This is a genomic window from Deltaproteobacteria bacterium (genome assembly GCA_016219225.1).
GTDB lineage: Bacteria > Desulfobacterota > RBG-13-43-22 > RBG-13-43-22 > RBG-13-43-22 > RBG-13-43-22.
This window is the reverse complement of sequence record JACRBX010000329.1, coordinates 1-20,720: the sequence shown is the minus strand read 5'-3', so window position 1 is coordinate 20,720 and position 20,720 is coordinate 1. Positions and strand designations below refer to the sequence as shown.

At 49.5% G+C, this 20,720-nt stretch carries 17 protein-coding genes; 1 reads left to right on the top strand and 16 read right to left on the bottom strand.

The features are described 5' to 3' along the window. Window positions 1–517 precede the first annotated feature (517 nt). The 13 genes from HY879_26435 to HY879_26375 form a co-directional block, all read right to left on the bottom strand. Window positions 518–2,863 (bottom strand): molybdopterin-dependent oxidoreductase, encoded by a 2,346-nt coding sequence (locus tag HY879_26435; protein ID MBI5606884.1) that lies wholly within the window; start codon window positions 2,861–2,863, stop codon window positions 518–520. Between the two features lie 131 nt (window positions 2,864–2,994). Continuing rightward, window positions 2,995–3,456, bottom strand: a complete 462-nt coding sequence (locus HY879_26430; GenBank protein MBI5606883.1) for a (2Fe-2S)-binding protein — start codon at window positions 3,454–3,456, stop codon at window positions 2,995–2,997. Window positions 3,457–3,518: 62 nt separating this feature from the next. Continuing rightward, a complete protein-coding gene (locus HY879_26425; GenBank protein MBI5606882.1) occupies window positions 3,519–4,409 on the bottom strand; it encodes a xanthine dehydrogenase family protein subunit M in 891 nt (296 codons plus the stop codon). A gap of 272 nt (window positions 4,410–4,681) precedes the next feature. Beyond that, window positions 4,682–5,047 (bottom strand): hypothetical protein, encoded by a 366-nt coding sequence (locus tag HY879_26420; GenBank protein ID MBI5606881.1) that lies wholly within the window; start codon window positions 5,045–5,047, stop codon window positions 4,682–4,684. Between the two features lie 361 nt (window positions 5,048–5,408). After that, on the bottom strand, window positions 5,409–5,669 hold the full coding sequence (gene thiS, locus HY879_26415) for a sulfur carrier protein ThiS (protein MBI5606880.1): 261 nt from the start codon (window positions 5,667–5,669) through the stop codon (window positions 5,409–5,411). A gap of 30 nt (window positions 5,670–5,699) precedes the next feature. Next, entirely contained in the window at window positions 5,700–6,275 is a 576-nt protein-coding gene (locus HY879_26410; protein ID MBI5606879.1) for a UbiX family flavin prenyltransferase, read from the bottom strand. A 15-nt stretch (window positions 6,276–6,290) separates the two neighbouring features. Further along, on the bottom strand, window positions 6,291–6,674 hold the full coding sequence (locus tag HY879_26405; protein ID MBI5606878.1) for a hypothetical protein: 384 nt from the start codon (window positions 6,672–6,674) through the stop codon (window positions 6,291–6,293). Between the two features lie 135 nt (window positions 6,675–6,809). Beyond that, window positions 6,810–8,036, bottom strand: coding sequence for a Tm-1-like ATP-binding domain-containing protein (locus tag HY879_26400; GenBank protein MBI5606877.1), 1,227 nt, complete (start codon window positions 8,034–8,036; stop codon window positions 6,810–6,812). A gap of 123 nt (window positions 8,037–8,159) precedes the next feature. Further along, window positions 8,160–9,815, bottom strand: a complete 1,656-nt coding sequence (locus HY879_26395) for an AMP-binding protein (protein MBI5606876.1) — start codon at window positions 9,813–9,815, stop codon at window positions 8,160–8,162. 75 nt (window positions 9,816–9,890) lie between these two features. After that, complete coding sequence (gene ppcB, locus HY879_26390) at window positions 9,891–11,291, bottom strand: phenylphosphate carboxylase subunit beta (protein ID MBI5606875.1); 1,401 nt, start codon at window positions 11,289–11,291, stop codon at window positions 9,891–9,893. A gap of 107 nt (window positions 11,292–11,398) precedes the next feature. Next, window positions 11,399–11,917, bottom strand: a complete 519-nt coding sequence (locus tag HY879_26385) for a response regulator (protein MBI5606874.1) — start codon at window positions 11,915–11,917, stop codon at window positions 11,399–11,401. 51 nt (window positions 11,918–11,968) lie between these two features. Then, window positions 11,969–13,039 (bottom strand): PEP/pyruvate-binding domain-containing protein, encoded by a 1,071-nt coding sequence (locus HY879_26380; GenBank protein ID MBI5606873.1) that lies wholly within the window; start codon window positions 13,037–13,039, stop codon window positions 11,969–11,971. A 186-nt stretch (window positions 13,040–13,225) separates the two neighbouring features. Next, window positions 13,226–15,073, bottom strand: a complete 1,848-nt coding sequence (locus tag HY879_26375) for a PEP-utilizing enzyme, mobile region (GenBank protein ID MBI5606872.1) — start codon at window positions 15,071–15,073, stop codon at window positions 13,226–13,228. Between the two features lie 474 nt (window positions 15,074–15,547). Between HY879_26375 and HY879_26370 the strand changes: the two genes are divergently transcribed. Then, the gene (locus HY879_26370) at window positions 15,548–16,495 is read left to right on the top strand and encodes a LysR family transcriptional regulator (protein ID MBI5606871.1); all 948 of its coding nucleotides are present in this window, start codon (window positions 15,548–15,550) and stop codon (window positions 16,493–16,495) included. Between the two features lie 206 nt (window positions 16,496–16,701). Here HY879_26370 and HY879_26365 read toward each other — a convergent pair whose 3' ends face one another. The 3 genes from HY879_26365 to HY879_26355 form a co-directional block, all read right to left on the bottom strand. Beyond that, window positions 16,702–17,061 carry a response regulator gene (locus tag HY879_26365; protein ID MBI5606870.1) on the bottom strand — a complete coding sequence of 120 codons (360 nt, stop codon included), beginning with the start codon at window positions 17,059–17,061 and terminating at the stop codon, window positions 16,702–16,704. Then, window positions 17,036–19,513: a GAF domain-containing protein gene (locus HY879_26360; protein MBI5606869.1), complete on the bottom strand. Its 2,478-nt coding sequence runs from the start codon at window positions 19,511–19,513 to the stop codon at window positions 17,036–17,038. The genes HY879_26365 and HY879_26360 overlap by 26 nt, the downstream gene beginning before the upstream one ends. Window positions 19,514–19,581: 68 nt before the next feature. Then, window positions 19,582–20,720, bottom strand: a 1,139-nt coding sequence (locus tag HY879_26355) for a glycogen synthase (protein ID MBI5606868.1), incomplete at its 5' end; no start/stop codon positions are given.

The window sequence follows — 20,720 nt, the reverse complement described above, 5'->3', positions numbered from 1 at the left end:
CGCTAATTAACGAAATCCCTTCTTTGAAGATATTGATGGGTTTTTGGGTGCGTGCGAACGTCGGCAGGCCGTGATCGGTAACGTTAACCAGACACACCAGGCAGGAAACGGGAACCGTTTTGTGGAATCTGTGAAGGATCACTCTCGTATTCTTCTCCTGCCGTCCTATTCGACGCCATTAAATTTTCACGAACGCGTAGATTCTTTGGCTTTGTTTTTCTGAAGAAACAGGCCAAAGATTTGAAGCTCAGTTTATATGCAATAAAACAGAAGGCCGACCTGGTGTCAAATTGTTAATATTTATAGTATTCATAATTTCAAGTTATGAATAAGGGCCTGTCTTATTAGGAAACAAAGGGGCGGTTTTGTGAAGGGGAGGCATTGAGTGGGTTTCTATGGGGAAATTTTTTACGAGGGAGGAGGTTCGAAGAGGCCATGATCCAAGCCGGACAGGGAGGGATTCAATGTGAAACTCGTTTCAGGGCGGGTTGTTAAACCCGCCCTGAATAGGGTAAAACTACTTTTTCTCTTTTAAGGCCTTCCAGATGCGTTCGGAGGTGAGCGGCATCTCGTTAATGCGCACACCGGTGGCATCATAGATGGCATTCAGGATGGCCGGAATAACGGGCATGATCCCTCCCTCCCCGACTTCCTTGGCGCCGTAAGGCCCATTGGGCTCTCCGCTCTCGATGATCAGGGAGGTTATGGGAGGCACATCCAGGGCCGTGGGGATTTTGTATTCACCCAGAGAGGCATTCAGTATTTGTCCCTTTTCGTTGAATTTTACCTCTTCGAACAGGCTTTCACCCAGCCCCATGGAGACCGAGCCCTCCATCTGTCCTTCGACCTGGGTCCGGTTGATGGCCAGGCCGCAGTCGTGGGCATCGGTGATTTTTTCCATGGTCACCTCACCAGTCTCCAGGTCCACCGACACCTCGGCCATCATGGCCGAGCAGCCATAGGCCGGGGAGGTCCCCACGGCCGCGCCCTTGAAGGAGCCCCCAAGCTTGGGGGGCTTGTATTTTCCGGTGCCCACAATGGTCCCTTTCTTCAGGTAGGCCAGGCGGGCCGCCTCTTTGAAGGTCAGCGGACCTTCTGCCGGCGAATCGGCCCAGCCCCGATGCTCCTTCATATAGCCCACCCGGATGGCATCAAATTTCGGGGTTATCCCTTCAAAATGAATCAGTCCGTTACTAACCGATATCTCATTCAGGGGTACATTCAGGGTTTCGGATAAGACCTCCAGGACTTGCCTTTTGGCATCCTCGCCCGCTTCCTTGGTGGCATGACCGGTCATCAGGGTCTGGCGGCTGGAATAGGCTCCCAGGTCAACGGAATAATCCGTATCCCCCGAGGCCACCCGTACGTCCTCGAGACGGACCCCCAGGGCCTCGGCGGCGATCATGCCGAAGGCTGTGTCCGAGCCCTGGCCGATTTCGGCGCTGCCGGTCAGGACCTGCGCGGTCCCACCATCTTCGGAAAGCTTGATCACCACGGTGGCGTGGTAGGTGTCGGACCGGTAGATGGGATAGCCGGCCCCGGAGACAAAGAAACCGCAGGCTATGCCAATGCCCCTGCCTTTCGGCAGTTTCCCCTTTTTCAGCTTCCAGTCCGATTGGTTCCGAATGGCCTCGATGCATTCCTTCATGCCCAGGCTGCTCATATTGAGCTCGTTGCAGGTGGTGTCGCCGGTTTCCATGATATTCTGCAGACGCATTTCCACCGGGTCGATCCCCAATTGCTCGGCGATAATATCCAATTGCTGTTCAAAGCCGGCCCGGGCGGCCACACCGCCATGTCCCCGTTGAGCGCCGCAGGCCGGGCGGTTGGTATAGACCCGGTATCCGTCGTATTTCATGTTAGGGAGTTTGTATGGACCGCCCAAAAGGGAACCGGCATAATAGACCGTGGCGATTCCGAAGCTGGAATAGGCCCCGCCTTCGAGATAGCAGGTGTTATGCAGGGCCATCAAGGTCCCGTCTTTCTTGACGCCGGTTTTGAAGGTATGAAAAAACTGGTGACGTCCCCGGCTGTGGAGAAAGACCTGTTCCCTGGAGAAATGCATCTTCACCGGCCGCAGGGTCTTCATGGACAAAAGACATCCCACTAATTCCATGGTGGAGGCCGAGGCTTTGGGGCCGAAGCCGCCGCCCACATAGGATTTGACCACCCGAACCCTGCCGACCGGGATTTTCAAGACCATGGCCACGGTGCGTTGTACATAATGGGGAACCTGGGTGGAGCTGTAGAGGGTCAGAAAGCCCTGGTGATCAAAAACGGCCACGCAATTGTTAGGTTCCATAAAGGCGGCATCCTGACGTTTGTTGACGAATTTATGTTCATGGATCAGGTCGCACTGGGCAAAGGCCGCTTCGACGTCGCCGAATTCCTGATGGACTTCACCGCAGAGATTGCGCGGATAGGCCTCATGAATTAAGGGTGCCCCTTCGGCCATGGCCTCGAAAGGATCAAAGACGGTCGGGAGTTCTTCATAGTCGACCTTGATCAATTCTACGGCCTCCTGGGCCGTTTCCCTGTCGACGGCGGCCACGGCGGCCACTTCATCCCCCACATATCGGACCTTGTCTACAGCCAGGATGGTTTCATCATACCGGGCCGGTGAGACGCCGTAAGGGATGATCTCCAGGTCCCTGGCCGTCACCACCGCCTTGACACCCGGAAGCTTTCGGGCTTTGGAGAGGTCGATATTTTTGATGCGGGCGTGGGCCAGGGGGCTTTGCAGGATGGCCCCGTATAGGAGGTTTGAAAACTGGAGGTCATCGGTGTACAAGGCCTGTCCGGTGGCTTTGGCCGGGGCGTCCAATCTCGGGGCTCGAGTATTGATAACGTTGTAGGTACTCATAGTCATTCCCTTTCTATCAACCCATATAGATTTCAAAATTATTCATAATAGCGAAATGTTTCTGATAATAGGTGACAAGATTAAGGTTTTTTCACGTCACCCGTCACCCGTCACCCGTCACACATCCCTCGTCACTTTTGGGTCACCGATTCAATGGCGTCAACAATTTTTTGGTAACCCGTGCAACGGCATAAATTACCGCTGATGGCCTCTCGAATCTCAGGTCCCGTAGGAGAAGGATTTTTGTCCAGCAGGGCCTTGGCCGAGAGGATCATGCCGGGACTGCAAAAACCGCATTGAATGCTCCCCTGGTCTACAAAGGCCTGTTGAATGGGATGGAGTTTTCCATCTTCGGCCAACCCTTCAATGGTCTGTATTGCACGACCTTCGGCTTCCACGGCCAGGACCAGGCAGGAATTGACCGGTTGTCCATCCATTAACACCGTGCAGGAGCCGCAGTCTCCGACGGAGCAGCCCTGTTTGGTCCCGGTGAGTTTTAAATTTTCCCGGAGCACCTGGGTCAAGGTCCGGTTGACCGGGATGACCAGATCATATTCCTGGTTATTGATATTAAGCGTAATCATTTTTTTCATAATGGGTCTCCTTGTCGGGGCGACCGGCTGGTCGCCTTTATAAAATTAGAGGTTGGTCGCCCCTACATTTGTCTCATCGCCTGAGCATAGGCTGCTTTTAAAGTCCGCAAGGTCAAAACTTCCACCATCTCCCGCCGGTATTCCGCTGATCCCCGATGATCGGTAATGGGTCTGGCATCTTTGGCCGCAGCTCCTGCCGCTTCTTTAAAGACCGGGTCTTTTTCGTCTTTGGGTTTGACACCCTTCAGGACCTTGACTGCCGAAGGGGAGAGAAGGGGGGTCGGGCCTACCGCACCGAGGGCCACCCGGGCCTGCTCAATGGAACCATCCGGCCCCAGGGCCAGGAAAGAGGCCACATTGACCAGGGATATTTCCAGGGCTTTTCGGCTTCCTAATTTGATATAGGCCCCGGAAGAGGGTCCCTCAAAATAAGGAATGAAGATTCGACTCAGGATCTCATCCGATTGTATGGCCGTTTGCCCCGGCCCCAGGATGAAATCTTCCAGAGGTACTGTGCGTTCCCCTTTGGGGCTTTTCAGGATAAGGCTGGCCCCCAGAACCAATAAAGGCGGGGCCAGGTCCGAAGCCGGTCGGGCGGTCACCAGATTCCCTCCTACCGTGGCCCGGTTGCGGATCAATGGGGATCCTAATCTCCCGGCCCCATGGGACAAGACCAGCCCTTTTTCCTGGATCAGCTTGGAGCCGGCTAAATAGGCCGCGGTGCTTAAAGGGCCGATGGAAATACCTTTCCCCTTTTGATCGGAAGCCTCGGTAAGGCCATCGATTTTATTCAGGCTGATAATCTGTTCCGGGGCAAGGAGCTTTTTTTTCAGATTGACCAGAAGGTCGGTCCCGCCGGCCAAAACCTTAGCCTTTGCCCCGTAGTGACCCAGGAGAGAACAGGCTTCATCGATGGATGTGGGGGCATGATAATTAAATTTCGGTAAAAGCATTTATTCCTCCTAAAAAAAAGATGTTGGGGCGACCGGCTGGTCGCCCTTACAAAATTATAGGCTAATTGCCCTTTCTTTAATAAACCTTGTCAATCGAGAAATCGGTCAGGATATCCCAACCCGGACCAGCCGGAACCAAAATTGGATATACGAAACATGTTAAATGCCTTGGCTGGTTCCGGGTTAACGGCCTATTCTTTAATAAATTCTATCCATTTTGCGTAGAATTTTATTTTTAAGTAACTGACGTATGTTTTGACGGCTAAATAGTATTACGACCCTTCCGGCCGCCCTGACTTTATTTCCACCTCTATGCCTAACCTGACCGCCCAGGTCTGCAAAAGCAAGGCATTAGTCCTGGCTTGTTTCAGCCGGCGCTTCCGGATTTCCTCTTCATTGAAAATATCCGGACGGTTATATCCCGAACAACAGAAATAGTGCCACTCTTTGTACCCCCCGAAAGGGGTTTCGTCCAGAGGACGATTGCCGGCCTTTATCCCTCGGGCAATTTGCCGATCTACCGGCACCACAACATGATAGCCCAGGCCGTTCGGATTTATTCCGATATACCCTTCGTTGCCGGATTCTTCGTCCAGGGTGGCCCGGAGGATATCATCAAAGTCAATTATCAAACGCATTAGTTATCGTTTTATTATCGTTCTATATGGTGAACTTATTATTTCTATATAGAACAAAGAGGCTGAAGTGTCAAGAAATAATTTTCCAGGGATGCGGTGGAGCGCCACGAATCATAAAAATAGGTCCAAGATCCAGGGTTCAAGGTTTTTCACTTGTAACTTGATAGTATAGGAAATTCCTTTTTGGACGCAGATCGACTCGGATCGGCAGATTTTCGCCGATCGTGCAGATTGTCAAGATTTTGAATATAAAGAATAGTTATCTGCGGGTATCGGCGAAAATCAGCGTCCTAATTTAAAACTTGCAACCATCGGTCATCCAGTATCCAGTATCCAGTAGCCAGTAGCCCAGTATCCGGCTTTATCCCCCGAAGGCCGGGTGGATCAATTCCAAGACGTCTCCCTCTTTCAGATAGGTGGTCTCATGATCTTTCTGATGAATATAGCGGTGGTTTAATTCCACGATCATATGAACATCGTATTCCTGATTATCGGCAATAATCTGGGCTATGGAACTGGGTTCCGGGATTTCTTCTTTAAAACCGTTAATGATGACCCACATATTAAAACGAAAATAGATTTCGGATTTCGGATTTCGGATTTCGGAATTTGAAAAAACCAACTTCCATAATAAAGATTTCCTGAATCGAATTCATTCTTTCTCCCCTGTCCAGCGTTTAAAAGAGGGGACTTCGATATTAAAGAGGTCCAAAATTTTTCCGATGCTGTGGTCGATGATGTCCCCAAGGGTTTTGGGGTGGTGATAAAAAGCCGGGACCGGGGGGAAGAGAATCGCTCCCATCCGGGTCAAACGGAGCATCAATTCCAGATGACCATAATGCAGCGGCGTCTCGCGCAGGGCCACCACAAGTTTCCGTCGTTCCTTAAGGGTGACATCAGCCGCCCGGATCAGGATATTGACATTAAAAGAGTTGGCCAGGGCCGAAAGGGTTTTGATGGAACAGGGCAAAATGACCATGCCCATGGTCTTGTTGAAGGAGCCGCTGGAAACCGGGGCGGCGATATCCTCCAGATCAGAGCAGACCGTGGCCATTTCTTTGACCTGCTCTACCGAATAGGAGGTCTCCAGTTGAATGGTCTTTTCGGCTGCGCGACTTACGATCAGATAAGACTCGATGTCCATCATTTTGAGGATTTCCAGCAGACGGATGCCGTATATAGCCCCCGAGGCCCCGGAGATGCCGACGATCATTCCTTTTTTATTCATAGGATTGTTCCGATCTCACAAGAGTTGATTTACCTTGTCGATTATTTTCTGGGTCAATTTTTCCGTCAGTCCCATGATCACCTTAATCTCTTCGGCCTTTAAATTATCCCAATGGATTCCGGCGGTCACAACCGTGTTTTTTTTAAAGACCGCCGATAAGGTTTCCGATACACCTTTGACCGTTTGATCTTCTTTATGCCCGAGGACTGTCAGGACCGAAGAAGTGGCACTGGTCTTTTTTTTATCTTTCAGGCTGGGACGGGGCAAGGCCAGGGCCACGGCCCCGATGTGGGGATGGGTCCCTCCCCAGATGGAAACCAACAGGTCCTTGCCGATCAGGATGGTTATGGCCTGCAAAAGGAAACGGCCTTCGTGGACGGATACTAAAAAACGTTTCATTCTCGGCAGACCCTCTTTTAATTTCGAGTTTTTGTCAGGCTTGTCAGGCAAGATGCCTGACCTATTCGGACGACTCCATCCTATTCGGGCGATTCCATCCTTTTGGGCGCGACTCCATCCTTTTTCAAGAAGCCATTATCGGACATTGATCTTTATCATGGCCTGAACAACGGCCTGGGCAAAGGCCGGATCATTGAGATAGGCCTCAACCGTCTCGATGCTGATTTCAGGCCGGCACATTTTTTTCAAAGTTTCAGTAAAAACCGCATCCTCTTTGGGATCGTAGGCCGGGCCGCCGGGTGCATCGGCCGTGGACCAGCCCCTGGTGGGGATCAAAAAAACAACCGGTCCCTTGGCCCGATTAAGTTTTTGGGCCATCACCTCGGCCACCTGTTTTAATTCCGAGGTACTCAGCCGCAGCCAGGTGCGGTCCTTATCCAGGTCATATTTGCGACGCTCCTGGTATTCGGCCTTGTAATTCTTCCGATTGGGGCTCATGAAATTAACGCCGCTGGGGGCGATGATTTGCGGGATACCGATTCTCCCGGCCGCTTCTAATCGATGAGGGCCGGCCGAGCGCATCCCCCCAAAAATTTCTTCTCCCACCCCGCCCGGGGCCAGGTCGACCAGGCCGTCAAAAAAGCCCTGGGCGATCATCTCTTCCATGGCCCGGTCACCGATCCCGGCGGCATGGAAACCGATCACCTGAAACCCCGACTGGAATAACTGCTCCTGGACCTGATGGGCCAATGTATCACAAGGACCGAACATGGACAAGGCAATTTGTTTTTGCCCGGGTCCCTTGGCCATTTCCGGGGAGAAGAGCGGTTCCTGGGCCATGGCGCAGATGGAGCGGGCTGCCCGATTGAGCACATTGCACAGATGGGGGCTCAAGCCCGAGAGTTCTATGACCGTATGGAATAAGGTGATATCGCCGGTGCCGATATAGCGGGTGGAAAGACCGGGCAGGGCGGCCGAGGAAGAGACCATCAGCTTGGGAAGCCCGAAGGGCAGGGCACGCATAATGTTGGTGGCGATCATGGAAAGGGTGGCTCCGCCTAATCCGACGATGCCGGAGAGTAGCCCCTCCTGCCACATCTTCCCGGCGATCTTAACGGCTCCCTGGGTCATTGTTTTGGTGATAAAGGTGCGGTCTCTGGATTCACGGATGGCCTCAATGGAAGCCCCCCCTTCCCGGGCTATCCGGTCCGGAAGGATGTCTCCAACTTCTTTGGCCGGTGCACCCATGGATAGATCCATGGACAGGGCCGGACAGTCCAAGGCTCGAATCCGGTCGCGGAGATAAAAGGTCTCCTGGGATTTGGTGTCCAGGGTGGAAATGATCAGAATGGATTTGGGCATAAGGTTTCCTTTTAGGCGCAAGGCGCAGGGCGCAGGGTGCAAGGCATTAAGATGGAAGGTTTAAGTGGTCTTTACCTTGAGCCTTGAGCCTTGTGCCTTGCGCCTATGCCTTGTGCCTTGCGCCTATTTATTTTCTGCTTTCACCTTTTCTTCTAACTGGGACTTCAATACCTTCTTGTCGATCTTTCCCGAATCCCCGACCGTGGGCAGGGCAGAGACTACTTCCAGCCGTTCCGGGAGCTTATAGGCTGAAATTTTTCTTTCTTTCAGGAAAGAAATCATCTCTTCGAAGGTGAAGGTCTGGCCGGATTTGGGAACAACATAGGCACAGGCCCTTTCCCCCATTTCCCGGTCCGGGTAGCCGATGATGGCCACACTGGAGACTTTGGGATGGCCGTTGAGCAGGCCTTCGATCTCTGCCGGGTAGATATTCTGTCCACCACGGATGATCATGTCCTTGGCCCTTCCTAAGATCCAGAGGCAGCCCTGGTCAAATTTGACAATATCCCCGGTAGTGGTCCAGCCGTCTTTATCGAAGACGGTGGCCGTTAATTCCGGGTCCCGGTAATAGCCGGCCGGGGCATGGGGCCCTCGAAACCAGAGGATTCCGGGTTCTCCTTCGGGGACCGGTTTTCCTTGTTCATCTTTAAGAATGACCTTGTTGCCCGGGAGCATCCGGCCCACGGTTCGCCGTCTCAGGTCTTTGGGGTCATCTACCGAACAGCCGGATACGGACCCGACATCCTGGGTGCCCAGGTCGCTGGTAATGGCCGCTCCAAAGGCCAATTCGGCCTCTTCAGCCACCTGGGGCGGCAAGTATCCCCCGGCTGAACGGATAAATCGCAGCGAGCTTAAGTCATACTTGGAAGTGTCGGCTTCGAGCATCCGCACCAGGTGGGTAGGTACCACTCCAATGGCCGTGGCTTTTTCTTTTTCAATCAAGGCCAGGGCTTCTTCCGGATTGAATTCTTCCAGCATGACGGTCTTGGCTCCGGCCAGGGGGGCGGCAAAATAGGTCAAGGTTCCGGCCGCTCCACCGGCATGAGGAGCAATGGCCATGGTTATATCGTCTTTGGTGAGTTTCCAGATATCGACCCGGCCTTTGGAGGTGCAGACCCGGGAAGCGATCGGCCATTCAACCAGTTTCGGCAAACCGGTTGTACCGGTCGTACTGGTCAGCAAGCCTACCTCCCTTTTAGGATCATGGCGACGGCTTTTCAACAGTTCCACATCGATGGGCCGGGAAAGGGATTCCTCCGCTAATTTAACCAGAGAATAGGTGCCGGACGGGGCTTCCGGGGGCACCGTTTCCTCAAAGAGAAAGATGTGTTTCAGGAAGGGAAATCGGGCCTGTAATCCTTTGTACATCTCCAGATAGTTAAAGTTCCGATAAATATAGCAAATGATGACGGCTTCGGCTTGGGTCCGTTCGACAAAGTATTCCAACTCTCTTTCCCGAAGATAGGGATAGACTGTCAGAGAGATCAGCCCGGCCCTCTCACTGGCAATCCGGGCCAGAAAGCCATAGACGCTATTTGGAGATTGGATAATGATCCGGGTGTCTTTGGGAATGCCCATTTTGACAAAGGTTTGGGCAATCCCGTCGGTAAGCCGTTTGGCCTGGGCCCAGGTCAAACGGTATTTGGAATCGACCAGGGCCTCGCGATCCCCTATTTCGCTGGCATTTCGATCATAAAAATCGTAAAAGGTCTCATTGGTCCAATACCCATTACGGGTAAACTCGTCAACCATTTCCTGGGTATAGCGTATGGGTTTCATGTTAGTCCTTTCTGCTTGAATTGGTCAGGCCTGAATCCGAACTTCGAACTCAAAACTCCGAACCCAGTTTTTGAGTTACAACCCCAACTCCGTCCAGCGGGCCTCGACTTTTTTGACCATCTCGGAATCCAAGACGATGGGAATCGGTTTATCCTTCCAGTCATAAGGGATGGTCGCATCGAGAAGAAGTCTTCCGGTGATCCACCTCTGGTCAAGAGGAAGAGACGGATCAAGGGGGGTGGACCTTCCCCGTTTGATGACTTGAGACCGGTTCGGCTGGAACCGGAAGCTCAAGGCATACATGACTCGGGGAATATCCCAGGGATCGATATCGTCATCGACGACGATCACGGTTTTCAGGCCATAGGCGCCCATTTCCGTGGAGATGGCGGCGGTCAGGACCTGATCGGCGTGGCCGGGGTACATCTGTTTAAGGGAAATGATGGCCAGAAATCTCCCTGACCCTTCAGGTGGGCAGTAGACGGCCTTCAATCCCGGTATGCGCATGGCCACCAATTGCTGCCACAAGGTCGCCCCATAGCTTAAAGCCATGGTCATGTGGGTATCGGTTACAGCCCGGCCCACGGTGGTGGCCATAAAGATGGGGTTGTTCCGATGGGTCACACAATTGACTTTGATAAAATTCCTGGGGTCGGTGCCGACGCCGGAATAATAGCCGGTATATTCTCCGAAAGGACCTTCAGGCATAAAGGCCTCGGCATCCACTTCGCCTTCGACGACAATCTCGGCCGTGGCCGGTACGGGCAAGTCATTGGTTTCCGCTTTGACCACTTCGATGGCCTGGCCTCGAATCGAGCCGGCTAAATCATATTCCGATTCGAAGGCCGATAAGCGGGCCGCACCCATGAGGAACAACAAGGGGTCACAGCCGACTACCACAGCCACGGGCATGGGTTTTTTCATGGCCTGATATTTCTTGAGCATGATATCGGCATGTTTGCCTTTGATAAACTGGGTCCCGAGATGATTCTTGTCCAGGAGCTGCAAACGGTAGGTCCCCAGATTGACCCAGCCCGAATCCGGGTCTTTGGTCACTACGAAGTGGGCCGTCCCAAAATAGCGTCCCCCGTCTTTGGGGAAGAATTTGGGTACGGGAAATTTGAATAAATCGATGTCGTCCCCCTTGAGGATGTTTTCTTTGCAGGGGCCACTGTCCACCCATTTGGGCGGGATCTTGGTCTCCCCTTTACCCACCCAGACCCGCATCAAATCTACCAGGGTGGATTCTCTGGGTTCGCCCATGATCAGGGCCAGGCGCTGGGTGGTAGTAAAAATGCTGGTCATCAAGGGGGTTTGGTAGCCTTTGATATTTTCAAAAAGGAGGGCCGGCCCGCTTTTTTCCTCGTTCAGCTTGGCGATATGGGACAACTCCAGGTCCCAGTCCACCTCGGGTTTGATCCGCTTCAACATCCCTTCCTTTTCAGCCATCACAATAAAATCACGTAAATCTTTCATGGTTTTTTTCTCCTTTTTAAGATACTATATAAGTATTATCGGGTGCCGCTTCTTGAGTTAACCTGCGGCCCAGACCCCTCAAAATATTTTTCTATTTTATGATCGTATTACTTTTTCGAAGAGCTCCTCTGCCTTAAAATTTCTTTCAATTGATCGAGAAATTCCTTATCCGCACTTCTCCAGGCCGCTCCGAATCGTGTTGAAAAATAGGAAGGGGGAAATCTATTCTCCCATGGGGCCCAAGGGGACAGGCCTTTTTCTTTGGCTTTAAATAATTCCGCCAGGAATTCAGTGATCCCGGTGATTTCTTCCTTGGGCAGATAAGCAACAGCCCCCTCTTTCATGGACTTAAGAAGATTATCCGGTGTAAAGGCATGGGCTGTAAGCATGACCGCCGGAATATTTTTACTGTTGGCTATTTCAAGCAAGGCATAGCCGTCGACACCCATGATATCCAGGATGGCCAGATCGAAAACCTTTGTTTCCAGCATCTCTTTAGCCGAACTAAAATTTGAGGCTCTCGAAAGTTCACTTGTTGTCAGTGATTCTTCGAGGATATCTAAAATATCCGGTTCATCATCAACGATGAGAATTCTTTTTCCCGCGAGTATATTCTCTTTCGACATTATATAACCTCCTGGCAGAATTAATTAAAAAATCCCGAATTTCAGTCACGATCAGGAAAGTTTAATCGGGGTAGTCGCCTTTTCAAATAACAATTCAAAACCGCTCTTCTTGCCCAAAACCGTTTCTTTCTTCTTCTTTCCCCAGACACTCTCGGGACGGGCCTGAACCAGAAAGATACTTTCAGGAAAGGGTATGGTCTTGGAAATCGAATATTCGATATCCTGGGGGCAGCCAAAGTGGGCCTCCACTTTTTTGGCGATTTTGGTGAGTTCGATAATTTCTTTTTCCTCAAGACAGGCGATTTTTCTCTGGGCCTCGGGTAATTCCTTGTATTCAATGATCCGTGTTTCCGGGTTATAGGCAAATTCGGCACCTTTGTCCGATACCACTCTCTCGTCAATCTCGAGAGTCACTTTATCAACCAGATAGTGATCTGGCGTAACATTGCCGGAGACCACTGCTTCACCGAACCCAAAACTGGCATCGATGGCTACTTTTGATTGATCCCCGTTAACGGGGTTAACCGTGAATATCACTCCGGCCGCCTTGGCATCTACCATCGTCAGGACGGCAACGCCTATCGGATCGTAATGGAGGGGAAGATTCAACCTGGCTCTGGCAATGATCGATCGGGTATTAAAAGTGCTTGCCCAGACACGAATGACATTCTTGATGACATCCTCTTCGCCGCTTACATTGAGATAGGTTTCATATTGTCCGGGATGGCTTTTGGGGCCGGCTGATCGAGTCGCTACAAAGGCATTCTCCATGCCTGTTTCTCTGCACAGTCCAAGATAATATTCCCGTATGGTTTTTTCCATGGTGGGAGGCATTTTTATCGATTCGACTAACGACCGGATTTCCTTGGAAAGGGCATCATATTTTGGGGTGTCCGCTACATCTTCCGGATCAGCCTTGAAAGACTCAAGATATTTCAGAAGACGAACGGTGGCATCAGTCTCGTTCATAAAACGATCATAGGCGCCCACTCCCAGGGCAAAACCCGGTGGAACACGAAAACCACCCCTGGTCAGCTCTCCCAGATTAGCGCATTTTTTCCCGATAATATCATTGTGTTCGGTCCCCACTTCCTTTAACCAGTAGATCCATTGTTCCGACATGAGGTTCTCCTTCCATAATACCAACAACGTAAGGCCGGGGATGCTCCGGAAAGCATCTCCAATAAGTTCATATTATAGGAATTTCTTTTTTGGACGCAGATAAACGCAGATTGCCAGGATTTTAGATATAAAGATAGTGATCCTTGGGGGTATCGGCGAAAATCTGCGTCCTAATTTAACTTTTGGTTAAGCCTTTTTTATAATAGTTACAATACCCGTGCTTCCATCCACTTTAATGATATCGCCTGTTTTAATAACGGAGGTTGCCACTCCTGTACCCGTTACCGAGGGCAGGCCATATTCCCGGGAAACAATGGCGGCATGGGAGGTCAGCCCTCCAATATCCGTTACGGCTGCTTTAATCTTTGTAAAAACCGGTGCCCAGGAGGGATTGGTACAGGGGGCCACCATGATCTCGCCCGTTTGCAGTTTGACTACATCTTCGAGCAGCTTGAGGACTCGGGCCGGCCCTTCGGCGATACCCGCCGAAGCAGCAAAACCCTTCAGCTCATTCATATCCTGATCTCCGGCGCCGGTTCCTTTCAACCATTCTCCTACTGTATCGGTGGTAATACCCCAGAGCATAACGGTAAAAGGCTCGGAAACCTCGGCCGGTGGGACTCCCAGAGCAGGGGTGGCATGCCATTTTCTGGCGGCTTCCAGAATTTTTTCTCTTTTTTCGGCTGTTTCCATCCAATGTTGCCCTCGTGAAGGGACTCCTTCACCCAGAGCCCAGGTAGTAGCCAGATCTTCGAGGAGCATGGGGACTTCAAAGCGGTTGAAGAGATAGATATCATCCGGATTTTTTAACAGATTGTTTTTGGTCAGAATATTACCGAATTCCCTTATCTTACGGAACCAGATGGTATGGAGCCAGTGCTCAACCCAGAAAAGGTGATCTTCGGCATAGCGATAAATTGATCGGACAACATTATAGGCATCATCAAAGGATTTTTTGTCGTCGTCCGATTGAATCAGATCCTTGTATTCGCTGACAATGCGGTCTCTTTCGGCTGATATTCCTTCCAGTTTTCGTTCAATGTCCAGTCCCGCCTCCAGTCTTTCGACATAACTCTTCAAGTAACTGAAGGGGACATCCATTTTGGTTATCCAGCTTCCTTCATAGTGATACCAGCCGCTGCCGCAGGATACATAAAACCAGGGGTTTTTGATTTTTTCGATTTCATCCAGCCAGGCCTGGCCGTCACTGCTGCCTTGAAGCTCGTTCATTTTTGCTTCGGCGGAAGTCTCTTTTTTCAGGATGGCCGCAATGGCCGGTTTGCCGGTTGCCAAACGTGCCAAACGGCAGAGTTCCTCCTCCGGCCGGAACATGGAGACTTCAGCCCCGGCCACCATTTTACCGATGGTGCTCTCCTTAATTCCCGGGAAAAGCCTCTTGGCGGTATCGACGAACATAAGATAAGCGAGATAGGCGAGGTTCAAATATTGAAAGTGGTATTGCCAGGCCTTGAAGATAAGACTGATGATGGTGTTATAGCTTTCCATCAGATCGTTAGCCGAGGTCGTTCCCTTTGGCATGGGAATCACTTCTTCCTCAGGAACGAACATGGGCAGTTCCGCGGGAATCTGGAGTTTTTCCATGTCTTCGCCCAGTTGTTTAAAGCGCACCAGCCATTGCTCGAACTGTTTTTCATAATTCTGGAAGGTATAAGGGACCCGCTTGCCGAAAAGCTCGGCTTTTTGACCGATGACTTCTCCCGGAGGCGGTTCTACGGCAGCGATGTACATATAGCAACCCAACATTCTTTGGGCGACTCCCTGGGCAGGAGGAATACAGAACACGCGGGTGGTAAATTGGGAAAGGGCGATTTGCCAGGCTTCATGAAAAATATCATCAAGCGGATACATCGGTTCTGGAGCATGAATTTTATCCTGAAACCAAAAATGTCTCTTTTCCCATTCGTCTCGGTCTTTGCTGAATAACCGGTGAGCAGGATACATCTCTTCCCAACCTTTCAGTTCAGCGGGTAAGTCTACCTCTTCGGCATACGGAAACTTTTTTAGCTCTGACATAAAAAACCTCCCTCTTCTATTGGTCTAAGGTTCGTCTCAATAAAAACCCCTATTGCATTAAAAAAGTCACCTCCTTTCACTGATCCTGCAAAATGACCTCCCTTTAAAAAAAATCAGGTCATCATCATGCCGGGTTAGTCCTTCCTCTTTAACAAGATCAAAATGCCTACCCATTAATCTTATAAACAGAAAAAGGTTTCAGTTTCTTACTTTTTTGAAATTGTTGTGTCGTTTGATTTAATCAGAGTGAAGCAAAGTTTGAACTTATCATTGTACCAGATTAAAAATCTGTCAATTTGTTTTTTCTTATGATAGTATAAGCTGAGGTTATAGAATTAAAATATATATCAGAAAAATAAATCATTCAAGTTATTTTGTGAAGAATTTATATCCTATTTTGAACTTAAATAATATTACGGTGACGCTTTTTCCGTCATTCCCGAATATTTTTATCGGGAATCCAGGGTTTTCAAAATGCTGAATCTCAACCAGTTAAGGTTTTTTTATGAGGCGGCACGCTCTCAAAATTTTACTGTTGCAGCCAGGAAACTTTTTGTTTCGCAACCGGCAGTGACCGCCCAGATTAAACAATTGGAGGACCAGGCTACTCTGAAATTGTTCAAGAAACGGGGCCGAAAAATTTATTTGACCGATGAAGGAAAGACCCTGTTTGAATATGTAAAAAGGCTCTTTGAATATGAACTGCAGGTGGAACATGTCATTGAGGACCTGAAAAAATTGAAAAGAGGGGTATTACGTCTTGGGACAACCAAAACCTATGCTCGATATTTCATGTCGGCTATTCTTTCCGCCTTTTGCGAAACCTATCCGCAGGTCAAAATTTTCCTGGACGAGGGGAATTCTTTTAATATTATGCAAAGCCTCCTGGCTTTTCAAAATGAAATTGCCGTGATCGCCCATATAGAAGATGATCCCCGGATCCGGATCATTCCCTTCTGTCAGGAAGAATTAGTGCTGATACTGGCCGCCAATCACCCTTTAGGGAAAAAAGAAAACCTTGGCGTTGAAGATTTGGCCCGGGAACCTCTTATAATGAAAGAAACCGGATCAGCAACCAGAAAAATAATTAATGATCTATTTATAGGGAAGAAGTTGGTCCCCAATATTCTTATGGAAAGCGGGAATGCCGAATTTATCAAACAAGTCGTCCAACGTGGTGAAGGTATTTCCTTTTTAGTCAAATCGTCCGTCCTCTCCGAACTTAATGAAAAAAAACTTATCGAACGACCCATACGGGGAGAAAACCTCTATCTAACGGTCAACATCGCTTATCTTGAAGGACAGGAGTTGTCTCGTGCCGCCCAGGCCTTTTTAGAAATTATTACCCAATTCATCCCGAGAAAGGGACCGGAGGAAAATATCAGAATAATCATGAATCAGATGCTGGAAAATTGGAAATGAACTCCAAGCCCTGTTAACGAACCTATAGGGGTTTATAAAAACCTGATCAAATCAGAACTAAGCGTTCCTGCCCTGGGGCGCCACGAAATATGGAATGAGATTTAGTGTCAAGGAGTCATGAACCTATCGAATGTCAAAAGGGATTGCCTTTTTAATTCCGAAATCCGAAATTTAAAATCCGAAATCGGCCCCTATTTTCCCATGACTTATTCTTTCAAGTGCCGCTTGACTGCTTCTTTAAGTTCCGTGAGATCGGAAGATTTAACCACATAATCGTCCGAGGCCCAGGTCGAAAAATCCTGTTTGAATTCACTATAGGCCGAACAAAGGATGACCGGCAATTGGGGATACTTTTCCTTGATCATCCTCAAAGTATCAATGCCGTTCATTTCCGGCATGCGAATATCCATGACGATCAGATCCGGCAGGTGATCGGGATCTTCCAACAGGGAAATCACCTCTTTGCCATTTCCGGCCAAAAGCACCTCATAGCCCTCTTCCTCAAATTCTTCCTTGTAAAGCCTTTGGAGGGCCTCTTCGTCATCTGCGATTAAGATCCTTTTCATGATTTTCCTCCTCAAAAATTTTTATTTTACCGAAATAGTGCTGGGCTTCTTTGGCTAAGGGAAATTTGATCAAAAAAGAGACCCCCTCTCCCGGCCGGTTGTCGATATCCACTTCCCCCTGATGGCGGGTAATGATCTTGTGGACGATGGAAAGTCCCAGGCCCGAGCCATGGTCCTTGGTGGTAAAAAAGGGATTAAAGATATTATGAAGAAGTTCCGGCGGGATTCCCCCTCCGTTATCCTTGACTTCACAGGCAATCCAGGATCGCCCCGGCTCTTTGTCCAAGAAGGTTCGCAGGGTCAACAGCCCTCCATGGGGCAAAGCCTGACAGGAATTCAGGAACAGGTTATAAAAAACGTGGCGTAACTGACGGTTGTCGCCGAATACCTTAGGGATTTTACCCCATTTTTTTTGAACACCAATATGGCCTTCGTCCAATTCCCTTTGAATCAGGTTCAAGGCCTCTTCCACGATTTGATTCAGATCCCATTCCTTGTAATTACCGCGATGGTTCTGAGAAAAATCCGTCATTTCATTTAAAATTTTTTCCAGCCGCTCCACTTCGTTTATAATTACCTGGAAATAAGACTGGGCTTGATCATCGCCCTGGAATTTTTTATTAAGACGTCGGACGAATCCCCCGATGGACACTAAGGGGTTTCGGATCTCATGGGCCAATCCGGAAGTCATTTCTCCGATGGCCACCATTTTTTCGGATTCTATAAGTCGTTCCCGGGCCACTTTTAGTTCATCATTGGTCTTTTCAATAAAATCGTAGAGCCGGGCGTTTTCAAAGGCCAGTCCGGCCTGATGGGCCAATAGGGTTAACAAATAAAGGTCTTCTTGGGTAATGGGACGTTTATCGATAAAGTTGTCTACTTCGATAACCCCGACCACTTTATCCTTGGCATACATCGGGATGGATGCGAAGGCGTCCAATTTCAAACGCTTGGCCAGATCTTTGTTGGTATCCGGGTCTTCCATGGCCTGTTCTACTACAAAGGTGCGGCCTTCCAAAAAGGTTCGAGCCAAAATACCCGATTCTTTGGTCAGGGGGATTTTTATATTCTTGAAAACGTGATCCGAGTCCGGGCGTAAGTTTCTTATTTGAGCGGCTTGATCGACCAGAAAGCGGCTTAAGCCGCTGCCGGTTAGACCGTTTCCCGGTTGACCGGAAGGGCCTTTCTTGATTTCTCTTTGGATAGACCAGGCCTTGGGAGTCAGGATTTTCCGGTCTTCATCGGCTAAGAGCAGGACGGCCCGGTTAAACCCCAACCCTTCTTCCAAGGTAATGGCCTCTAAAATAATCTGGGGGTGGTCTTTCAACGAAGCGGTGGTCATCATGGCACTATCAATCTGGTAAAGAGTAGATAGATTTCTAACCATCCATTCATTTTTTCGGGCCAGGGTTTCGATTCTTTGAAAGGTCAAGGCATTTTCAAGGGAACTGGCGATAATATTGCCGATGGTCGAAAGGACCGACAAGTCCTCCTCGTTAAAGAAGGCATCAGACTCCCCGCCCAGACCTATCTTTTCATAAACACAAAGCCGACCCCGATAAAGGCCTTTGAAATTTAAGGCGATACACATGTAGGATGAAATGAGATGGGGCTCTACCGATCCTTTGGCCTTCTCGTCTTTAAAAGGCAGATCGAGTTGGGATCTGGAATAAGCGGTAGCCCCCCGGTTATAGATATGATCCCCTTTTTGATCCAGGATATCTTGATGAATTTTCCCTTTCACCAAAGAGGGCACCAGCCCAAATTCCGATTCCACAAGGACCGTTTCGGAATGTTTTTCTAAGATCATTAAGGTTGAACCGGTGGCGTTGATCACCTGGGCGGTTATGGCCACTGTCTTTTCAATCAGGTCATTCAATTCCAGTGTCGAGCCGATCACTTTACCCACTTGGTACAAGACACTGAGTTCGGCAATCCGTTTCTTGGATTCGGTATACACTCTGGAATTTCTTATAATACCGGCCAGTTCCCAGGCTACCAGATCGAGGGCCTCCAGGTGGGGAGGGTCAGGGGTTAAGGCCTGTCGGGAAAGCAGACCTAAAACACCATAAAGAACGTTATCGTCTCCGACCGGAAGGGCGATCAGGGAATTAAAACCTTTGAAGAAGGGATTTTTTAACAGGGCCTTGTGTTCTTTACGGGTCAATTGGGGGATCAGAACCGCACTGCGATTTTGAATGACTTCCTTGATAGGGGTCTGGGCCATATGAAAGGAGCGGCTATTCCAGGGAACGCCCTGAGGGCTTACCTTTTTTAATTCCAGGGTCTCCTGCTCCGGGGTAACAAAAAACAAGGCCGCTCTTTCGATCTCTTCTTTTCGAACCAGCAAATCCAAAACCCCCTGAAGGCGGTCTTCAAAACCAATACTGGAATTGGCCACCCGGATGGTTTTTTTTAACAGTTCAAAGCCCTTTTCCATAGAAGCTTTCATAAAAATAGGCTCAAGGTATAAGGTACAAGGTAAAAGGTTATCTACTTATGTGTTAAGCCTTCATGTTTTTACAAAACCCTTTTTTTCTGCATCGCCTTTTGGTAAAGCGCATCATACTGGGAGGCCGATTTTTCCCAGGAAAAATCCTGATTCATGGCCCTCTGTATCAAGCGCTTCCAGCGAGGTTTATCCCGAAAGACCGCTAAGGCCCTTTGAATGGTTTGAAACAGTTTCTCCCATTCATATTCCTTGAATTTAAAACCCGTCCCCTGGTCATTCTGGGGGTCATAGTCTTCAACCGTATCTTCCAATCCCCCTACGGCCCTGACGATAGGGATGGTGCCGTATTTCAAGGCATATAACTGGTCGAGGCCGCAGGGTTCATAACGGGAGGGCATGAGCAGAATGTCGGCCCCGGCCTGAATTTGATGGGCCAAGGGTTCGTTATAACCCATTTCGAGGCCGATCAGACCCGGGTATTTCTCGACCATTTCCATGGCCCAGCTTTGGTATTGTTCGGCCCCTTGGCCCATTAAAATGATTTGCAAATCCAATTCCATTAAACGGGGGAAAAACTGGCTGACAAGATCCAGGCCTTTCCGATCCAACAACTTGGAAATAATGGCAATAATCGGGAGTTCCCCCTTTTTCTTTAAGTGGAATAATCCCTGGAGATGGCTTTTACAGATCTTTTTGTTTTCCAGATTGGAAGAGGTATAGGGAACCGGCAGAAAAGGATCTTTAGAGGGATCCCAAACCTGGGAATCTACTCCATTCAAGACGGCATACAGGTCGTTCTCCCGGGTCTTGAGTATCCCTTCCAAGCCAAATCCGTTGGCCGGGGTCAAAATTTCTTTTCGATAGTTGGGGCTGACCGTATTCAAGGTATCGGCAAAAACGATCCCGCCTTTCATCAGGTTCAACTTGCCGAAGAATTCCAAGGCCCGGGGGGTGAATAATTCCCAGCCTAATCCGGTCAGATGAAGGTCATAGTGCCAGAAAAGGCCTTGATATCCCAGGTTGTGAATAGTGAAAAGGCTGGCGGTAGACCTGAGAGAGGGGGTGTCGGCATACAGGGTTTTCAAATAAACGGGAATCAAACCGGTTTGCCAATCATTGCAATGAATAATATCCGGTTTGAGGTTTAAAGCCAGACATAATTCCAAAACAGCGCGGGAGAAGAAAATAAAACGCTCGGCATTGTCCT

Bases quoted from the DNA above. Each gene is read 5' to 3' on its own strand.
- HY879_26435 (MBI5606884.1), bottom strand. From the start codon at position 2,863: ATGAGTACCTACAACGTTATCAATACTCGAGCCCCGAGATTGGACGCC.
- HY879_26430 (MBI5606883.1), bottom strand. From the start codon at position 3,456: ATGAAAAAAATGATTACGCTTAATATCAATAACCAGGAATATGATCTG.
- HY879_26425 (MBI5606882.1), bottom strand. From the start codon at position 4,409: ATGCTTTTACCGAAATTTAATTATCATGCCCCCACATCCATCGATGAA.
- HY879_26420 (MBI5606881.1), bottom strand. From the start codon at position 5,047: ATGCGTTTGATAATTGACTTTGATGATATCCTCCGGGCCACCCTGGAC.
- HY879_26410 (MBI5606879.1), bottom strand. From the start codon at position 6,275: ATGAATAAAAAAGGAATGATCGTCGGCATCTCCGGGGCCTCGGGGGCT.
- HY879_26405 (MBI5606878.1), bottom strand. From the start codon at position 6,674: ATGAAACGTTTTTTAGTATCCGTCCACGAAGGCCGTTTCCTTTTGCAG.
- HY879_26400 (MBI5606877.1), bottom strand. From the start codon at position 8,036: ATGCCCAAATCCATTCTGATCATTTCCACCCTGGACACCAAATCCCAG.
- HY879_26395 (MBI5606876.1), bottom strand. From the start codon at position 9,815: ATGAAACCCATACGCTATACCCAGGAAATGGTTGACGAGTTTACCCGT.
- ppcB (MBI5606875.1), bottom strand. From the start codon at position 11,291: ATGAAAGATTTACGTGATTTTATTGTGATGGCTGAAAAGGAAGGGATG.
- HY879_26385 (MBI5606874.1), bottom strand. From the start codon at position 11,917: ATGTCGAAAGAGAATATACTCGCGGGAAAAAGAATTCTCATCGTTGAT.
- HY879_26380 (MBI5606873.1), bottom strand. From the start codon at position 13,039: ATGTCGGAACAATGGATCTACTGGTTAAAGGAAGTGGGGACCGAACAC.
- HY879_26375 (MBI5606872.1), bottom strand. From the start codon at position 15,073: ATGTCAGAGCTAAAAAAGTTTCCGTATGCCGAAGAGGTAGACTTACCC.
- HY879_26370 (MBI5606871.1), top strand. From the start codon at position 15,548: ATGCTGAATCTCAACCAGTTAAGGTTTTTTTATGAGGCGGCACGCTCT.
- HY879_26365 (MBI5606870.1), bottom strand. From the start codon at position 17,061: ATGAAAAGGATCTTAATCGCAGATGACGAAGAGGCCCTCCAAAGGCTT.
- HY879_26360 (MBI5606869.1), bottom strand. From the start codon at position 19,513: ATGAAAGCTTCTATGGAAAAGGGCTTTGAACTGTTAAAAAAAACCATC.